We start from the raw sequence: 20,085 nt of genomic DNA on the forward strand, positions 1-20,085 counted from the left end.
GTGAAACCTCATGGTGAACGTGAATGAAGAGAAACTGGTCGAGTATCTCAAGCGCGTCTCCGCGGATCTGCACGATACGCGTCTGCGTCTGCGCGAGGTGGAGGAGCGATACCACGAGCCGATCGCGGTCGTGAGCATCGCGTGCCGGTTCCCGGGCGGAGTGAACACGCCCGAGGACCTGTGGCGGCTGGTCACCGACGGTGTGGACGCCATCGGGGACTTCCCCACCGACCGCGGCTGGGATCTCGACAGCCTCTATCACCCGGACCCGGACCACCCTGGCACCACGTATGTCCGCCGGGGCGGATTCCTCTACGACGCCGACCGATTCGACCCCCAGTTCTTCGGCATCAGCCCGCGCGAGGCGCTCGCCACCAGCCCCCAGCAGCGACTGCTGCTGGAAACCGCCTGGGAGGCATGCGAACGGGCGGGAATCGACCCGGTGTCCCTCAAAGGCTCCCGGACGGGCGTCTACGCCGGTACGGCGACCACCGGCGGCGCCACATCGGGTGACCTCCCGCAGAAGGGATCCGAGGGATACGCGGGCAACGCACCGAGCCTGCTGTCGGGCCGGGTCTCCTACACCTTCGGCCTGGAAGGACCGGCCGTCACGGTGGAGACGGCGTGCTCGTCATCGCTGGTCGCGATCCATCTGGCCTGCCAGGCGCTGCGGCAGGAGGAATGCACCCTGGCCCTGGCCGGCGGCGTGACGGTGATGGCCACCCCCGAGGTGTTCACCGGCTTCTCCCGGCAACGGGGGCTGTCCCCGGACGGGCGGTGCAAGGCGTTCTCGGTGAATGCGGATGGCACGGGGTGGGGCGAAGGCGTCGGACTCGTCCTGCTGGAGCGGCTCTCCGACGCCCGGCGCAACGGGCATGAGGTGCTCGCCCTGATCCGTGGCTCGGCCATCAACCAGGACGGCGCCAGCAACGGATTCACCGCGCCGAACGGCCCCTCCCAGCAGCGGGTGATCCGCCAAGCCCTCGCCGGCGCCCGGCTGGCCCCGTCCGAGGTGGACGCGGTGGAGGCGCATGGCACGGGCACCAAGCTGGGCGACCCGATCGAGGCCGACGCGCTGATCGCCACTTACGGCCGGGGCCGGCCGGAGGACCGGCCGCTGTGGCTGGGCTCGCTGAAGTCCAACATCGGCCATACGCAGGGTGCGGCGGGTGTGGCCGGTGTGATCAAGATGGTGATGGCCCTGCGGCACGGCGTACTCCCGGCCACCCTTCATGCCGAGGAGCTGACGCCCCATGTGGAGTGGGACGGCGGCGGGGTGCGGCTGCTGACCGAGGCGGTGGAGTGGCCCGCGGGTGAGCGCCCGCGCCGTGCCGGTGTGTCGTCCTTCGGGATCAGCGGCACCAATGCGCATGTGATTGTGGAGCAGGCGCCTGAGAGGGATGTGGAGTCGGCGTCCTCCGAGGTGGGTGGGGTGGTGCCCTGGGTGGTGTCGGGGCGGAGTGTGGAGGCGTTGCGGGGGCAGGCGGTGGCGTTGGCTGAGTGGGTGGGTGGTGCGGCGGAGTTGTCGTCTGTGGATGTGGGGTGGTCGTTGGTCACCACGCGGTCGGTGTTTGAGCATCGGGCGGTGGTGGTGGGTGAGGGCTGTGGTGAGTTGGTGGCGGCGGTGGAGGCGTTGGCGGGGGGTGTGTCGCATCCGGGTGTGGTGGAGTCGGGTGCGGCGGCGTTGGCGGGTGTTGTGGGTCCGGTGTTGGTGTTTCCGGGGCAGGGTTCGCAGTGGGTGGGGATGGGTGCGGAGTTGCTGGTGGTGTCGCCGGTGTTCGCGGCGCGGGTGGGGGAGTGTGAGCGGGCTCTTTCGCCGTATGTGGACTGGTCGCTGGCGGATGTGCTGCGCGGCGCGGAGGGTGCGGCGGATCTGGGCCGGGTGGATGTGGTCCAGCCCGTTCTGTGGGCGGTGATGGTGTCGCTGGCTGCGGTGTGGGCCGGATACGGCGTGCGTCCTGCGGCGGTGGTGGGTCATAGCCAGGGTGAGATCGCGGCGGCTGTTGTCGCGGGAGCGCTGTCCCTGGAAGACGGTGCCAAGGTGGTGGCGCTGCGGAGTAGGGCGTTGCGGCGGTTGGCTGGTGGTGGGGCGATGGCGTCGCTGGGTGTGGGTGAGGAGCGGGCGGGCCAGTTGCTGTCCGGCCTGGGCGATCAGGCCGCTGGTGTAGGCGTGGCCGCAGTGAACGGGCCTTCCTCCACGGTGGTTTCGGGTCCACCGGAGCAGGTGGCCGCTGTCGTAGCCGCGTGTCTGGAGGTGGGGGAGCGGGCGCGGTTGATCGAGGTGGATTATGCCTCGCACGGTCCTCAGGTGGAGGAGATCCGCGATGAGTTGAACGAGGTCCTGGCTGGCATCCGTCCGCTTGATTCCTCCGGTTCGGGTACGGCGTTCTATTCGACGGTGACCGGTGGTCATGCTGTTACTACCGACCTGGACTCGGGCTATTGGGTGTCGAATCTGCGGGAGCGGGTGCGGTTCACCGATGCGGTTCAGGCGTTGCTGGCGGACGGGCATCGGGTGTTCATCGAGGTCAGTACGCATCCCGTGCTCACTCTCGGTCTTCAGGAGACCTTTGAGGAAGCCGAGGTCTCGGCCGTCACCGTGCCGACCCTGCGCCGCGATCACGGCGGCCGGGCCCAGCTCCTCCACTCACTGGGCCAGGCGTTCATCGCTGGGGTCGAGGTGGACTGGCGGGCCGCGTTCCCGGCCGACCCCACGCCTCGTACGGTCGATCTGCCCACGTACGCCTTCCAACGCCAGCGCTATTGGGCCACTGCCACCGGCGGAGTCGGCGATGTGGGTGCTGCGGGGCTGCAGCGGGTGGAGCACCCGTTGTTGCGGGCGGCGGTGGGCCTTGCCGACGGCGGGCTGGTGCTGACCGGACGGGTGTCGGCCACCGGTGGCGAGGGCTGGCTCGGTGACCATGCGGTCGCCGGAGCGCCGCTGGTGCCGGGCGCGGCGTTGGTGGAGTGGGCACTGCGGGCGGCCGACGAGGTGGGCTGCGGCGGCATCGAGGAACTGGCGTTGCAGGTCCCGTTGGTGCTGCCGTCGTCGGGCGGGCTGCGGGTGCAGATCGTCGTGGGCGAGGCCGCCGAGGACGGGCGGCGCGATGTGCGGGTGTACTCCCGGCCCGACCGGGATGCCGAGCCCGGCGCGGGTCCGGACTGGGTGTCCCATGCGGAGGGTGTCCTGAGCCCGCCGGCCGCGCCGAACGCGGCCGAGGTACTGGGGGGAGTCTGGCCTCCCGAGGGTGCGAAGCCGATGGATGTCGAGGGGTTCTACGAGCATGCCGTGGCGGCGGGCTATGCGTACGGGCCGTCGTTCCAGGGGCTGCGCGCCGTGTGGCGGGACGGCGCTGACCTGCTGGCCGAGGTGGCGCTGCCCGAGGCGGCGGGGGACGCCGACGGCTTCGGCATCCATCCGGCACTGCTCGACGCCGCACTGCATCCGATGCTGCTCGCCGCCGACGCCGAGTCGGCCGACGACGATGGAATGCGACTGCCGTTCGTCTGGAACGGTGTCTCCCTGTGGGCGGCGGAGGCGACCACGGTCCGGGTCCGGCTTTCGCCCCGTCAGCCCTCTCCCGATCAGGACGGTGCGGTGACAGAGGGCGGGCTGCGGGTGGTCGTGGCCGATGCCATGGGCGCCCCGGTGCTGACGGTCGACTCCCTGACGATGCGGCCCGCCGATCCTCGTCAGCTGCGGTCCGGGGACGGACGTGGCGTCGATGGGCTGTTCACACTGGACTGGATCCCGATGCCCGACGTGTCGGAGCTGGACACCTCCGACGCGATGGGCTGGGTCGTGCTGGGCGAGGACGTCCTGCACCTGGCCGAGGAGCCCGGACTCGGTGATGGGGGAGTGGTGTGCCATCCGGGTCTCGAAGCCTTGGTCGCCGCGCTCGATGACGGAGCGCCTCCTCCCGCCTTCGCCGTGACCCACCTGCCCGCAGGCGGTGGCCTGCCGGAGGCCGGAGCCGCGGCGAGGGCGGCTGATGGCTTGGCTGCCGTCGGCCGAGCGCTTGAGCTCGTGCAGAGGTGGCTGGCCGAACCGCGGCTGACCGACACCCGGTTGGTGGTGGTAACGCGCGGTGCGGTGTCGACCGAAGCCCCTGAAGATGGGGATACCGGCGCCGAAGAGCTGAATGTGGCCGCGGCAGGGCTGTGGGGCCTGCTGCGGAGTGCGCAGGCGGAACACCCGGACCGGTTCGTCCTGCTCGATCTCCACCAGGCCACCGATCCGACGGTGGGTGATGTGGCGGATGCCGTGGCTCGTGCCGTACGGGCGGATGAGCCACAGGCGGCTCTGCGTGCCGGGCGGTGGATGGTGCCCCGGCTGATGCGCGCACGCCACACCGAGGGTGCCGCCGAGAGCGAATCCGGCGGGCTGACCCCTGGCGGGCTCGACCCCGACGGTACGGTGCTGATCACCGGTGGCACGGGCCTGCTGGGCGGTCTGGTGGCCGAGCACCTGGTGCGTACGTGGCAGGTCAAGCATCTGGTCCTGGTCAGCCGACGTGGCTTGGACGCGCCCGGCGCACCGGAGTTGGCCGAGCGGCTGAGCGACCTGGGCGCGCAGGTGCGAATCGCCACGGTGGATGTCACGGACGGTGACGCGGTCGCCGACGCGGTGGCCGGTATCGACCCGGCGCGTCCGCTGACCGGTGTCATTCATGCGGCCGGGCTGCTGGATGACGCGGTGGTCACCTCGCAGACCCGGGAACAGGTGGCCCGGGTGTGGGCGGCGAAGGCCGCAGCGGCCGCCCATCTGCACACCGCCACGGCAGATCTTCCGCTTCGTATGTTCGTGATGTTCTCCTCGGCAGCCGGGGTCGTGGGCAACGCGGGTCAGGCCGGATACGCGGCGGCGAATGCGTTTGTCGATGCCCTGGTCGCCCATCGCCGGGCGCTGGGACTGCCCGGACTTTCGCTGGCATGGGGGCTGTGGGCCCAGGCCAGCGAGATGACCGGGCATGTGGGCCAGGCGGACCTGACGCGACTGCGCGGGATGAGGCCGTTGTCGTCCGAGCGCGGGCTGGCTCTGCTGGACGCCGCATGCAGGTTCGCGAGCCCGCTGATGGTGGCCGTGGACTTCGATCCGGCTGGGGTGGCTGGTGGGGATCTTCCGGCGGTGTTGCGGGGGTTGGCGGCCGGTCGTACCAGGCGGCGGACCGCCGAGGGCGGCCCGTCGGCCTCGGGGTTGGCTGGGCGGTTGGTGGGGTTGGGGGCTGCTGCTCGGTTGGATGTGGTGGTGGAGGTGGTGCGGGGTGGTGTGGCGGTGGTGTTGGGGTTTGGTTCTGCTGGTGAGGTGCGGGTGGATGCCGCGTTCAAGGAGTTGGGTTTTGATTCGTTGACGGCGGTGGAGTTGCGTAATCGGTTGTCGGTGGTGACGGGGTTGCGGTTGCCGGCGACGCTGGTGTTCGACTATCCGACGCCTCGGGTGCTGGCGGAGTATCTGTGCACCCGGCTGACCGGCGAGACCGCCGAGTCCCGGGCACCCGTCGCGGCGAGGGCAGATACGGACGATCCCGTGGCGATCATCGGCATGACCTGCCGTTTTCCGGGAGGCGCGAACTCCCCCGAAGCGCTGTGGGACCTGGTCGCCTCGGGGAAGGACGTGATCGGGGAGTTTCCGACCGGCCGAGGCTGGGACCTGGACGGGCTCTTCCATCCGGATCCCGATCACCCGGGCACCAGTTATGCCCACGAGGGCGCCTTCCTCCATGACGCCGATGCGTTCGATGCGGCGTTCTTCGGGATCAATCCGCGGGAGGCGTTGGCCACCGATCCGCAGCAGCGGCTGTTGCTGGAGGCGTCGTGGGAGGTGCTGGAGCGGGCGGGGATCGACCCGGTGTCGTTGAAGGGAAGTCCGACCGGTGTGTATGCGGGTGTGATGTATCACGACTACGCGGCCGGGCTGAGCGGCGGCGACGCGCGGCTGGAAGGCTACGCGATGCTCGCGGGTTCGGGCAGTGTGGTGTCGGGGCGGGTGGCGTACACGTTGGGCTTTGAGGGTCCTGCGGTGACGGTGGATACGGCGTGTTCGTCGTCGTTGGTGGCGATGCATCTGGCGGCGCAGGCGTTGCGGCAGGGCGAGTGCACGCTGGCGTTGGCCGGTGGGGTGACGGTGATGGCCACCCCGGATGTGTTCACCGGTTTCTCCCGCCAGCGTGGCCTGGCTCCCGATGGCCGGTGCAAGCCCTTCGCGGCGGCCGCCGACGGGACGGGCTGGGGCGAGGGCGCGGGTGTTCTGCTGCTGGAGCGGCTGTCGGATGCCCGGCGCAACGGTCATGAGGTGCTGGCGGTGATCCGTGGGTCGGCCGTCAATCAGGATGGTGCGTCCAACGGGTTGACGGCGCCGAACGGTCCGTCGCAGCAGCGGGTGATCCGCCAGGCGCTGGCGAGCGCCGGGCTGTCGCCGTTCGACATTGATGCGGTGGAGGCGCATGGCACGGGTACGACGCTGGGTGATCCGATCGAGGCGCAGGCGCTGCTGGCCACCTATGGTCAGGATCGCCCCGCCGGGCAGCCGTTGCTGCTCGGCTCGATCAAGTCCAACATCGGGCATACGCAGGCGGCGGCGGGTGTGGCGGGTGTTATCAAGATGGTGCAGGCCATGCGCCATGGGACGTTGCCTGCCTCCCTGCATATCGATGAGCCGAGCCCGCATGTGGACTGGGACAGCGGTGCGGTGCGGCTGCTGACCGAGGCGGTGGAGTGGCCGGACGGTGAGCGGCCGCGGCGGGCCGGTGTGTCCTCGTTCGGCGCCTCCGGCACCAACGCCCATGTGATCCTCGAACAGGCTCCCGCTCCGCCCGAGGCGGATGAACAGACGGAGCCGGTCTCCTCCGACACGGGCACGGTCTCATGGGTGCTCTCGGCGCGGAGTGCGGAGGCGCTGCGCGGCCAGGCTGCCGCCCTGGCTGCTCGTGTGGACGGTGCAGCCGAGCTCTCATCCGTCGATGTGGGGTGGTCGTTGGTCACCACGCGGTCGGTGTTTGAGCATCGGGCGGTGGTGGTGGGTGATGACCGCGTCGGGCTGTTGGCGGCGGTGGAGGCGTTGGCGGGGGGTGTGTCGCATCCGGGTGTGGTGGAGTCGGGTGCGGCGGCGTTGGCGGGTGTTGTGGGTCCGGTGTTGGTGTTTCCGGGGCAGGGTTCGCAGTGGGTGGGGATGGGTGCGGAGTTGCTGGTGGTGTCGCCGGTGTTCGCGGCGCGGGTGGGGGAGTGTGAGCGGGCGTTGGCGCCGTATGTGGAGTGGTCGCTGACGGATGTGTTGCGTGGTGCGGAGGGTGCGGCGGATCTGGGCCGGGTGGATGTGGTCCAGCCCGTTCTGTGGGCGGTGATGGTGTCGCTGGCTGCGGTGTGGGCCGGACACGGCGTGCGTCCTGGGGCGGTGGTGGGTCATAGTCAGGGTGAGATCGCGGCGGCTGTTGTCGCGGGAGCGCTGTCCCTGGAAGACGGTGCCAAGGTGGTGGCGCTGCGGAGTAGGGCGTTGCGGCGGTTGGCTGGCGGTGGGGCGATGGCGTCGCTGGGTGTGGGTGAGGAGCGGGCGGGCCAGTTGTTGTCCGGCCTGGGCGATCAGGCCGCTGGTGTAGGCGTGGCCGCAGTGAACGGGCCTTCCTCCACGGTGGTTTCGGGTCCGCCGGAGCAGGTGGCCGCTGTCGTAGCCGCGTGTCTGGAGGTGGGGGAGCGGGCGCGGTTGATCGAGGTGGATTATGCCTCGCATGGTCCTCAGGTGGAGGAGATCCGGGATGAGTTGAGTGAGGTTCTGGCCGGTGTCCGTCCGCTTGATGCGTCGGGTTCGGGTACGGCGTTCTATTCGACGGTGACCGGTGGTCGTGCTGTTACTACCGACCTGGACTCGGGCTATTGGGTGTCGAATTTGCGGGAGCGGGTGCGGTTCACCGATGCGGTTCAGGCGTTGCTGGCGGACGGGCATCGGGTGTTCATCGAGGTCAGTACGCATCCCGTGCTCACTCTCGGCCTTCAGGAGACCTTTGAGGAAGCCGAGGTCTCGGCCGTCACCGTGCCGACCCTGCGCCGCGATCACGGCGGCCGGGCCCAGCTCCTCCATTCCCTCGCCCAGGCGTTCACCGCCGGGGTCGACGTCGACTGGCCCACGCTGTACCCGAGTTCCCCGGCACCCCGTGTGGTCGCACTGCCCACCTACGCGTTCCAGCGCGAGCGCTACTGGCTCGACGGCCACGGTGGACGCGTCGGGGACCCGGCCGACCTCGGGCTCGTCTCCGCCGGACATCCGCTGCTGGGCGCCGCTGTGGAGCTTGCCGACGGCCGTGGCCATGTGCTGACGGGCCTGATTTCGGCGCGTACGCATGCGTGGCTCGGTGAGCATGTGGTGGCGGACGCGGCGCTGGTCCCGGGCGCGGCGCTGACCGAATGGGTGCTGCGGGCGGCCGATGAGGTCGGCTGTGGCGGTGTGGATGAACTGGCCCTGCGGGTGCCGCTGGTCCTGCCGTCGTCGGGCGGGCTGCGGGTGCAGATCGTCGTGGGCGAGGCCGCCGAGGACGGGCGCCGCGATGTGCGGGTGTACTCCCGGCCCGCCGGTGAAGGGGACTCCGCCACGGGATGGGTGTGCCATGCGGAGGGCGTGTTGACCGCACCCTCGGACCGTTCCGACGAGGCGCTGGGACTGGGCGGGGCGTGGCCCCCGGCAGGCGCGGCACCGCTCGGCGTCAAGGGGTTCTACGACCGGGTCGCCGCCTCGGGGTATGCCTACGGGCCATCGTTTCAGGGGCTGCGGGCCGTATGGCGGGACGGCGCGGATGTGTGCGCCGAGGTGGCCCTGCCCGAGGCCGCCGGGGAGCAGACCGGATTCGGCATCCACCCGGCGCTGCTGGACGCCGCGCTGCATCCCGCACTGCTGATCGACCAGCTCGACGCGGACAACACCGAGACCGGTACCGAAGCCACCCATGGCCGCGTCTGGCTGCCGTTCGCATGGAACGGTGTGACGTTGTGGGCGGCCGGGGCCAGCACGGTCCGGGTTCGGCTCTCTCCCCAGCAGGAGAATGCCGAGGGCGAGCGCGCACTGCGGCTGACCGTGGCCGATGCCGTCGGCGCTCCGGTGCTGACCGTGGACTCCGTGGCGATGCGGCCCGCGAACGTCGATCAGTTGCGGGCGGCGGTGGCCCACGGCAGCCACGGTACGGACAGCCTGTTCACCGTCGATTGGACTCCCCTGCCGCTCGCGGCCGGGGCCGAAGAGGCGGCGGCCGGGGACGACGGCTGGGCTGTTGTGGGCGCCGGCGGCCACCAGGATCCGGCTGCGCTGGTCGCGGCACTCGCTGATGAGGAGCCCGTCCCGCCGGTCGTCCTCGCCGATATGACCGTCCTGACCAGCTCCATCGGTGCGGGCGCCGAGGAGGCGTCGGCCGAGGCGCTCTCGGCGACGGAACGGGCGTTGGAACTGGTGCGGAGGTGGCTTGCCGAACCGCGGTTGGCGGAGGCCAGGTTGGTGGTGGTCACGCGAGGCGCGGTCGTGGTCGACGGCCCCGAGAGCACCACCCGGGTGGACCTGGCCGCGGCCGCCGTGTGGGGCCTCGTACGCAGCGCACAGTCGGAGAACCCCGGCCGGTTCGTCCTCCTCGACCTCGACGACGACGACCTGGACGCCCAGGCCAACGCCGACCCCAATGCCGACCCCGACGCCACCCCCCACACCGACGCCATGCGCATCGCCGTGGCGCGCGCCGTGGAGATGGACGAGCCCCAGCTGGCCCTGCGTGCCGGCCGGGTGCTGGTGCCCCGTCTGGTCCATGCCGGTGCCGGCGGCGCCGGGCTGGTGGGCCCCGTGGAGCAGCCGGAGGCATGGCGGCTGGACACGGCGGGCACGGCGACGCTGGAGAACGTCGTACCCGTGCCCTGCCCCGAGGTGCTGGAGCCCCTGGGCGCTGGCCAGGTACGGATCGCCGTGCGCGCCGCCGGTGTCAACTTCCGTGATGTGCTGGTCGGTTTGGGCATGGTGCCCGGACAGACCGGACTCGGCGGTGAGGGCGCCGGAGTGGTGGTGGACATCGGCCCCGAGGTGACCCATGTGTCCGTGGGCGATCGGGTGATGGGCGTTCTCGACCAGGCGTTCGGACCACTGGCGGTCACCGACGCGCGGTTGCTGGCGCCGATTCCGGACGGCTGGAGCTTCCGGCAGGCGGCGGCCGTACCGGTGGCCTATCTGACCGCCTGGTACGGACTGACCGGCCTCGCCGGGCTCCGGCCAGGGGAGTCGGTGCTGATCCATGCCGCGACCGGTGGTGTGGGGACGGCCGCGGTGGGGATCGCGCGCCATCTGGGCGCGGAGGTCTACGCCACGGCGAGCCCGGGGAAGCATGCGGTGCTGGACGCGATGGGCATCGATGAGGCGCACCGGGCCTCCTCACGGGATCTGGACTTTGAAGCGACGCTCCGGGAGGCCACGGGTGGCCGAGGCGTGGATGTGGTGCTCAACAGTCTCGCCGGGCCCTTCGTGGACGCCTCGCTCCGTCTCCTCCGCGAAGGCGGCCGGTTGCTGGAGATGGGCAAGACCGATATCCGCGACCCGGAGTTCATCACCGCCGAGCATCCCGGGGTGTCCTACCGGGTCTATGACCTGATCACGGATGCCGGTCCGGACCGTCTCGGGCACATGCTGCGCGAATTGGGCGAGTTGTTCGCCTCCGGACTCCTTGAGCCGCCACCGGTACGGGCGTGGCCGCTCAGCCGGGCGCGTGAGGCGCTGCGGTATTTCAGTCAGGCCAAGCACACCGGCAAGCTGGTCCTGGACGTCCCCGCCCCGGTGGACCCGGACGGCACCATGCTCATCACCGGTGGCACCGGCACCCTCGGCCGACACGTGGCCGAACACCTCGTCCGGGCCTGGAACATCCGCCACTTGCTGCTGGTGAGCCGCAGCGGTATGGACGCCCCCGGTGCGCCGGAGCTGCTGGCCCACCTCACCGACCTGGGCGCCGAGCCCCGGATCGTGGCCGTGGATGTCACCGATGGCGCCGCGGTGAACGACCTCGTCGCGGGCGTCGATCCGGCGCACCCCCTGACCGGTGTCGTCCACGCGGCGGGTGTGCTGGACGATGCGATGGTCACCTCGCAGACCCCGGAGCGTCTGGCACGGGTGTGGGCGCCCAAGGCCGCGGCCGCGGCCCATCTCCATGCCGCCACCGCGCAGCTGCGGCTGGGCATGTTCGTGATGTTCTCCTCTGCCGCGGGGGTGATGGGCAGCCCGGGCCAGGCCAACTATGCGGCGGCCAACGCCTATTGCGACGCCCTGGCCACCCACCGCCAGGCCATGGGCCTCCCGGCGGTCTCGGTGGCCTGGGGACTGTGGGCCGACGCCAGCGGGATGACCGGGCATCTGGACGAGGCGGACCTGGCCAGGATGTCCCGCTCCGGCATCGCCGCCATGTCCGGTGACCAGGCGCTGGGGCTGATGGACGCCGCCTGCTGGCACGGTGCCCCGCAGCCCGCGGCCGTTCAGCTCGACCTCCGGTCCCTGGCCGCCCAGCCCGCGGACACCCTGCCCGCCCTGCTGCGCACACTCCTCGCCAACGGAACGACCACACGTCGTACCGCCGCCACTGGGGCGCCCGCCGCCGGACTGGTCGCCCAGCTCGCGGCGGTGCCCGTGGAGGAACAGCACCGGATCCTGCTCACGCTGGTGCGCACGCAGGCCGCGGCGGTCCTGGGCCACACCGACGCCGGGGCGGTGTCCGCTGACACCCCCTTCAAGGATCTGGGCTTCGACTCGCTGACCGGCGTCGAACTGCGCAACCGGCTCGCCGCCGCCACCGGGCTGCGGCTCCCCGCCACCGTCGTCTTCAGGCATCCGACCCCCTCGGCCATCGCCGCCGAACTGCGCGAGAAGCTGTGCCCCGCGCAGGCGGAGACCTCGGCCTCGGCGCCCGTCTTCGGCGAGCTGGAGAGGCTGGAGGCGGCGATGGCGCGCCTCGTACCCCACGACGAGGCCCGCGACCGGCTGGCGAAGCGCCTCGAGGCGCTGTTGTGGCGCCTGACCGACGGCACACCGGCCGAGGCCACCGGCCGGCACCACCCCACCTCGGACGACGGCGCCCTCGACGCCGCGTCGGACGACGAATTGTTCGAGTTCATCGACAGGGAACTGCCCTCTTGATCGTGAGTGAGGACTGATGTCGGGTACGGAAGAGAAACTCCGCCAGTATCTGAAGCGGGTCACGGTGGATCTCGGGCAGGCTCGTCAGCGGCTGCGCGAGATGGAGGAGCGATCCCAGGAGCCGGTGGCCATCGTGAGCATGGCCTGCCGTTATCCGGGTGGTGTCGGCTGCCCCGAGGAGCTGTGGGAGCTGGTGGCCTCCGGTGGCGACGGCATCACCGCGTTCCCCACCGACCGGGGTTGGGATCTGGAGGGCCTCTACCACCCCGACCCCGACCACCCCGGCACCAGCTATGTCCGGCACGGCGGCTTCCTGGACGGCGCCGACCGCTTCGACGCGGAATTCTTCGGCATCAGCCCGCGCGAGGCCCTGGCGATGGATCCGCAGCAGCGGCTGCTGCTGGAAGTGGCCTGGGAGCTGTTCGAACGCGCGGGGGTCGACCCGGTGACGGTGAAGGGCAGCCGGACCGGTGTGTACGCGGGCGTGTCCAGCCAGGACTATATGTCCCGGATGCCCCGCGTCCCCGAGGGCTTCGAGGGCTATGCCACCACCGGCAGCCTCACCAGTGTGGTCTCCGGCCGGGTGGCGTACACCTTCGGCCTGGAGGGCCCGGCGGTGACGGTGGACACGGCGTGTTCGTCGTCGCTGGTGGCGATGCATCTGGCGAGCCAGGCGCTGCGCCAGGGCGAATGCGATCTGGCACTCGCGGGCGGGGTCACCGCGCTCACCACTCCGACCGCCTTCGCCGAGTTCTCCCGGCAGCGCGGGCTGGCCCCGGACGGCCGCTGCAAGTCCTTCGCCTCGGCGGCGGACGGCACGGGCTTCTCCGAGGGCGTCGGCCTGGTGTTGCTGGAGCGGCTTTCCGACGCGCGGCGCAGCGGGCATCGGGTGCTGGCACTGATCCGGGGCTCGGCCATCAACCAGGACGGTGCCAGCAACGGTCTGACCGCGCCCAACGACGTATCGCAGGAACGGGTGATCCGTCAGGCGCTGGCCAGTGCGCGTCTCGCCGCCGACCAGGTCGACGCGGTGGAGGCCCATGGCACGGGGACTTCCCTCGGCGATCCGATCGAGGCACACGCACTGCTGGCCACCTACGGGCAGGACCGGCCCGGTGAACGGCCCTTGTGGCTGGGATCGCTCAAGTCGAACATCGGCCATGCCCAGGCGGCCGCCGGAGTGGCCGGTGTCATCAAGATGGTGATGGCGCTCCACCACGAGACGCTGCCGGCCACCCTGCACATCGACGAACCGACCCCTCATGTGGAGTGGGAAGGCGGCGGCGTACGGCTGCTGACCGAACCGGTGGTGTGGCCGAGGGGCGAACGACCCCGCAGGGCCGGAGTGTCCTCCTTCGGGATCAGCGGCACCAATGCCCATCTGATCCTGGAACAGGCCCCCGAGCCCAGCCCCTCTGACCAGCCGGGGCCCGCCACGCCCGCGGCCGAGGCAGGGGTGCCCTGGGTGTTGTCCGCCCGCGGCGCCCAGGCCCTGCGGGGGCAGGCGGCGGCGCTCGCCCGCCGGATGGCCGCCGATCCCGGGCCGTCCATCGCCGATGTGAGCTGGTCGCTGGCCACCACCCGATCGGTGTTCGACCACCGGGCCGTGGCCGTGGGCGAGACCCGCGAGGAGCTGATGGCGGCTGTGGAGGCGCTGGCCACCGGCGGGACGCACCCGGGCCTGGTCCACCACGGTGGCGCCGCCGTGGCGGGGGACCTGGGGCCGGTGCTGGTGTTCCCCGGCCAGGGCTCGCAGTGGGCGGGTATGGGCGCCGAACTGCTCGACGCCTCGCCCGTGTTCGCGGCCCGCGTGGCGGAGTGCGAACAAGCGCTGGCGCCGTACGTCGACTGGTCCCTCACCGATGCGCTGCGCGGTGCCGACGGGGCGGCAGACCTGGGCCGTGTCGATGTGGTGCAGCCCGTCCTGTGGGCCGTGATGGTGTCGCTCGCCGCGGTGTGGGCAGGACACGGCGTACGTCCCGGGGCGGTGATCGGGCACAGCCAGGGCGAGATCGCGGCGGCCGTGGTGGCCGGGGCCCTGTCACTGGAGGACGGCGCCAAGGTGGTGGCGCTGCGCAGCAAGGCGTTGCGGCGGCTCGCCGGTGGCGGGGCGATGGCCTCCCTCGGAGTGAGCCGGGAGCGGGCCGGGAAGCTGCTGGCCGGCTTGGGCGACCAAGCGGCGGCCGTCGGCGTGGCGGCCGTCAACGGCCCCTCCTCCACGGTGATTTCCGGACCGCCCGAGCAGGTTGCGCACGCCGTGGCGGCCTGTCAGGAAGCGGGCGACCGGGCGCGGCCGATCGAGGTGGACTACGCCTCGCACAGCCCCCAGGTGGACGAGATCGCCGACGAGCTGGCGGAGGCCCTGGCGGGTGTCCGGCCGGTCGCGTCCAAGGTGGCGTTCTACTCCACGGTCACCGCCCGCCGGATCGACACCACCGGGCTGGACACCGCGTACTGGGTGACCAACCTCCGCGAGCCGGTGCGGTTCGCCGACACCGTCCAGGCGCTGTTGGCCGATGGCCACCGCGTGTTCATCGAGAGCAGCACCCATCCCGTACTGACCGTGGGAATGCAGGAGAGCTTCGAGGAGGCCGGGGCCGACGCGGTCACCGTACCCACGCTCCGGCGCGACCACGGCGGCCGGGCGCGGCTGATCGAGTCTCTCGCGCTGGCCTTCACGGCGGGCGTCGCGGTCGACTGGACCACCCTCCACCCCACAGGCCCTGTCGCCCCGCGCACGGTCACACTGCCCACCTACGCCTTCCAGCGGGAGCGGTACTGGCTGGCCGACTCGGTGTCCTTCGCCACCGAGTCCCCGGCGGACGAGGAGGAGTCCCGGTTCTGGGCCGCGGTGGAGGGAGAGGACCTGAGCGCGCTCTCCGAGACGCTGAGCCTCCCGGACGACACCGGCCACCGGACCTCCCTGGGCACCGTGCTCCCCGCGCTCTCGACATGGCGTCGCGGCCGGCGCGAGCGCTCCGCCGTGGACTCCTGGCGCTACCGCGTCGAGTGGCGGCCCGTCACCTACGCCGCCCCCGCCGCCGTAGGCTGCTGGCTCGTGGTGCACCCGAAGGGCGCCGCCGACGGCTGGACGGACGCCTGCGTACGGGCGCTGGGCGCGGATGGCGGCCAGGCGCACGGGCTGGAGCTGGCCGAGGACACCGACCGGGAGGAGCTCGCCGAGCTGCTGCGCCTCCGGTGGGCCGAGGAGATGCCACCGACCGGCGTCCTGTCGCTGCTGGCCCTGGACGACGACGCGCGGCCACCGCTGCCCGGCGTGGCCCCCGGCCTGACCGGCACGCTCACCCTGCTCCAGGCGCTGGTGGACGCCGCCGTCACCGCCCCCCTGTGGTGTGCCACCCGCGGCGCGGTCGCCATCGACGACTCCGACCCCCTGGACGCTCCCCACCAGGCCCAACTGTGGGGGCTGGGCAGGGTGGCCGCCCTGGAACACCCCGACCGGTGGGGCGGGTTGGTGGACCTGCCCGCGAGCCCGGACACCCTGGACGCGGAGCGGCTGCGCGCCGTGCTCACCGGGGCCTGCGGCGAGGACGAGGCGGCGCTGCGCCCGACCGGTGGGTACGGCCGACGGCTGGTCCCGGACCCGATCGGCGGCCGTGCCCCGCGGCGCACCTGGAAGCCCCGGGGCACCGTGCTCATCACCGGAACCGCCGACGGACCCGCCGCCCACGTCGCCCGCCACCTGGCCGCCGACGGGGCGGAACACCTCGTGATGCTGTGCCCGGGCGAAGCCTCCGGCGCCGTGGAGCTGAAAGCCGAACTGGAGCTGAAGGCCGAACTGGACGCGCTCGGCGCCGGACTCACCGTTGCCGGCCACGCGCCCGCCGACCGGGAAGGCACCGCACGCCTCCTCGAGCGTGTGGCGGAGGAGAACGGACGGATCGGGACCATCATCCACACCTCGGCCTCCGGCGAACTGGCCCCGTTGCTGGAACTCACCCCGCGGCGGCTGGCCGAGGAGATCCGCGCCCATCTGGACGACACCGGGTGCTACCTGGACGAACTCTGCGGTATGGGACCCGAGGACACCGTGGTCTACTTCTCCACCGTCGCCGCGTCCTGGGGCAGCAAGGACCACGGCGCCTACGCGGCCGCCACCGCCTGCCTCGACGCGCTGGCCCGGCACGACCGGGCCGAGGGCCGGTCCACCGTCTCGATCGCGTGGGGGCTGTGGGATCTGCCGTACGGCGGTGACACATCGGACGCGCCGACGGCTCCGCACACCGAGCGCTCCCGGCGGCAGGGCCTGTCCCCGCTGGAGCCACGGCCGGCGCTGACCGCACTGCGCCAGGCGCTCGACCACGACGATCCGCGCGCCACGATCGCCGATGTGGAATGGGAGCGCTTCGCGCCGCTGTTCACCCTCGCCCGCCCCAGCAGGCTCTTCGACGACATCCCTGCCGCCCGCCAGGCCATCGAGGCCGCGCGGGGATCCGCGGAGGACACCGGCACCGACGAGGCGTCGGCGCTGCGGCGGGAGCTGGCCGCCCTGCCCGAGGACGAGCGGGTCGAGCGGCTGCTGGCGCTGGTACGTGCCCATGTGGCCGCCGTACTGCACTATCCGGCGCGGGAGGCGGTCGAGCCGGACCGCCCGTTCAAGGAGCTGGGGTTCGACTCCATCGCTGCCGTGGAACTCAGGAACCGGCTGCGCGCCACCACGGGGCTGAGCCTGCCGACGACGGTGGTCTTCGACTATCCGACACCCCGGGCGCTGGCGGGCCATCTGCTGACCGAGGTGGATCCGGGGGAGGCAGGCGCCGCGGCACATCCGCTGTCCGGACACCTCGACGAGCTTGAGGCCGCACTCGCCGGGCTGCCGACCGGCGATCCGCGGCGGGCCGGTCTGGTGAACCGGTTGCAGGCCCTGGTGTGGAAGTACACGGCGACTGCGCAGGAGGCCGACGGACCGGCGGACGAGCAGGATCTGACAGCGGCCACCGCCGACGAGGTGTTCGCCCTCATCGACCGCGAACTCGGAGTCTGACCGGTGGTCGCGGGCCCCGCGCCCGCGGCCACCGCGCGCGCGAACTCCCCGTACGCGGACCGTACGGGGAGTTCGCGTACGGGCGGTCAGCGAGCGCCCCGGGCAGTCAGCGAGCGCCGCGGGGAGTCAGCGAGCGGCGCGGACCGGCTGGACGCCGCGGGCCAGGTCGAGCAGATCGTCGGCCACCCGCCGCGGACGCTGGGCGTGCAGATCGTGCTCGGAGTCGAGATATTCCCGCATCGTCGCGTGGCGCAGATCGGCCGTGGTCTCCCTGATGCGGGAGCGGATGCGGTCCGCCCATTTTCCGTCCGCGCCCTTGGGAATGGCGGGCATCAGCAGGGTGGGCACCGTGATGGCCGCGTACCACGGCCTCGGCGGCTCGTTCCAGATGCTGTGCAGGATCGACATGTGCTGCTCGGTGGACATGCGCCGGGACAGCGAGCCGTCCGGGTTCACCAGCATCGTGTCCACCGCGGCCTCGATCGCCGCCGGGGACCAGTCCGGGTGGATGGCGCGGAAGTACTCGCTCACGCTCTGCACGGTGGCGCCCTCCAGGGACGCGGGCCGCAGGGCTCCGACGAACGCGTCCCAGGAGGCGAACGCCTTGGCCGGCTCCAGCCAGCCGCCGTCCACGAGGGCCAGCGCGGCCACCAGCTCGGGGTGCTCGGCGGTCAGCCGCACCGAGACATTGCCGCCCCAGGAGTGACCGGCCACCACCACCCGGTCCAGCCCCAGGGCGGCGGCCGCCGCCACCAGATCCGCCACCGCGGTCGGGGTGTCGTAGCCGGTCTCCGGTGTGTCGGAGTCACCGTGGCCGCGCAGATCCACCGCGTACACCGCATGGCCCGCGGCGGCCAGATGGTCGGCCACCTCGTCCCACAGCCGGGCGCTGGAGGCCATGCCATGGACCAGGAGAAAGGGAAGCGACGCCGTTCCCGGCCGGTGCCGGAAATGCAATTTCACATCGTCGGTTACGGGCACGGAAAGATCCATGCCGGAATTCTAGCCGGGCCGCCCAATCCGATTCGACCGCTGGGGATGTGATGTCTGCGCAGATTAGCGGGGCTTAAGCGGGGCGCGAGATGCTGGGCCGCCGGGCGATTCATTTTCTCATGCCGACCCAACTCTTTTACCGACCGTAGACTCCGAGCCGAAGTGAGGCGCTGTGTATCCCCCGGAATCGAGGTTCGCCCAGGTCGACAACATCGACCTCACCGACTTGTCCTTCTGGGCCCAGCCCTACGGCGACCGTGACGCCGCCTTCGCGGCGCTGCGCCGGCGGCCGGAGCCCGTGCTCTTCCGCGAGCCGGTCATGCCCGGGTTCGGGCGTGGGTCCGGCTATTACGCGATGGTCAGGCATGCCGATATCGCCGAGGTGAGCCGCCGTCCGCAGGACTTCGGCTCGCTGCCCACCGCGATCAGCATCATCGATCTGCCGGAGGAGTTCAACAGCTTCTTCGGATCGATGATCAATATGGACAATCCCCAGCATGCGCGGCTGCGCCGCCTGGTGTCCCGCGCGTTCGGCCGGGGAATGGCTGCCGAGTTCGAGGTGGCGTCCCAGAAGGCGGCCCGGAAGATTGTCGACGACCTCATCGTGGACGGGCCGGGCGACTTCGTCCGGAACGTCGCGGCGATCATGCCGATCGCGGTGCTCAGCGGCATGATGGGGATTCCCGGCGATGACTACGAGTTCATTTACGACCGGTCCAATGTCATCGTCGGCACCTTCGACCCCGAATACGTTCCCCGGGCCGACCAGGCCACCACCGCCCTGCTGAAGACCTCACATGAACTCGCCGACTACATCTCGCGGCTCGCCGCCGACCGCACTCGCAACCCCACCGGGGATCTGGTCACCCGGCTGGTGCAGGCGCAGATCGACGGTGAGCGGCTGAGCCCCGAAGAGCTTTCCTCCTTCTTCATCCTGCTCGTCGTCGCCGGCATGGAGACCACCCGTAACGCGATCTCACGTGGTCTGGTGCTGCTCACCGAGCATCCGGAGCAGCGGAAGCTCCTGCTCTCCGACTTCGAGACCTACGCGCCGGGCGCGGTCGAGGAGATCCTGCGGGTCGCGACCCCCATCAACTGGATGCGCCGCACCGTCAAACGGGACTGCGAGGTGAACGGCCACCGCTTCCAGGAGGGCGACAAACTGCTGCTCTTCTACTGGTCCGCCAACCGGGATGAGGACGTCTTCACCGACCCGTATCGTTTCGACATCACCCGGGACCCCAATCCGCATATGACCTTCGGGTCGGTCGGCCCGCACTTCTGCCTGGGTGCTCATCTCGCCCGGATGGAGGTCACGGTCCTCTTCCGTGAGCTGTTCAGCCGACTGCCGGAGATCCGCACCGTGGGGGAGCCGCGGCGGCTGGTGGCCAGCTTCGTCGAGGCCATCAAGCACGTGGACTGCGCGTTCTGACACACCGGCGGAAGCCGCGCACCACCGACAGGAAAACGCCGCGCGGGAGGGATTCGTCCCCCTCCCGCGCGGCGTTGTGCCCTACGGGCCGGACTAGGCCGAGGCGCCGTCACCGGAGGTGACCGCGGCGTACGCCTCGGCGAGGTAGTGGCCGAGCTGGGCGGGGGTGGGGTATTCCAGAATGGCGACGAGGGGGATCTCCACGTCGGTGAGCGTCATCAGATTGCGGGTGAGTTCGAGAGCGGTCAGCGAAGTGAGGCCGTTCTCCAGGAAGTTGCTGTCGTCGTCCACCACGGCGGGTGCCAGGATGTCGGCGAGCTGCGTCCGCACGGTCTCCCGCAGGATGTCCTCGCGCTCCACGGCCGTGGCGATGGCGAGCGCCTGGTGCAGCGCCGCCCCATCGAGTGCGGTCTCGCTCTTCTCCGTCTGCATCGCGGATCCGTCTCCTTGAGGGCCGGCGTCGCCGGGGGTGTGGTTGTTGACGATGGTGTGTGCGTTCATCGGTACTCCCGCCTGGTT

The 20,085-nt window shown here is 71.3% G+C and carries 5 protein-coding genes; 3 read left to right on the forward strand and 2 right to left on the reverse strand.

What is annotated here, in order from left to right:
• Positions 1–10 precede the first annotated feature (10 nt).
• Positions 11–12,136 carry a type I polyketide synthase gene (locus AS97_RS41110; RefSeq protein ID WP_210566674.1) on the forward strand — a complete coding sequence of 4,042 codons (12,126 nt, stop codon included), beginning with the start codon at positions 11–13 and terminating at the stop codon, positions 12,134–12,136.
• Positions 12,137–12,152: 16 nt separating this feature from the next.
• Entirely contained in the window at positions 12,153–17,141 is a 4,989-nt protein-coding gene (locus AS97_RS41115) for a type I polyketide synthase (RefSeq protein WP_210566675.1), read from the forward strand.
• Positions 17,142–17,267: 126 nt separating this feature from the next.
• Here the strand turns inward: AS97_RS41115 and AS97_RS41120 are convergent, their stop codons facing one another.
• Entirely contained in the window at positions 17,268–18,134 is an 867-nt protein-coding gene (locus AS97_RS41120; protein WP_210566676.1) for an alpha/beta hydrolase, read from the reverse strand.
• Between the two features lie 172 nt (positions 18,135–18,306).
• On the opposite strand from AS97_RS41120, the gene AS97_RS41125 reads away from it, so the two are divergent.
• On the forward strand, positions 18,307–19,566 hold the full coding sequence (locus AS97_RS41125; protein ID WP_210566677.1) for a cytochrome P450: 1,260 nt from the start codon (positions 18,307–18,309) through the stop codon (positions 19,564–19,566).
• 93 nt (positions 19,567–19,659) lie between these two features.
• Here the strand turns inward: AS97_RS41125 and AS97_RS41130 are convergent, their stop codons facing one another.
• Positions 19,660–20,067 carry an acyl carrier protein gene (locus AS97_RS41130; RefSeq protein ID WP_210566678.1) on the reverse strand — a complete coding sequence of 136 codons (408 nt, stop codon included), beginning with the start codon at positions 20,065–20,067 and terminating at the stop codon, positions 19,660–19,662.
• Positions 20,068–20,085: the final 18 nt, after the last annotated feature.

This window comes from Streptomyces sp. AgN23 (assembly GCF_001598115.1).
Classification (GTDB): Bacteria; Actinomycetota; Actinomycetes; order Streptomycetales; family Streptomycetaceae; genus Streptomyces; species Streptomyces antimycoticus.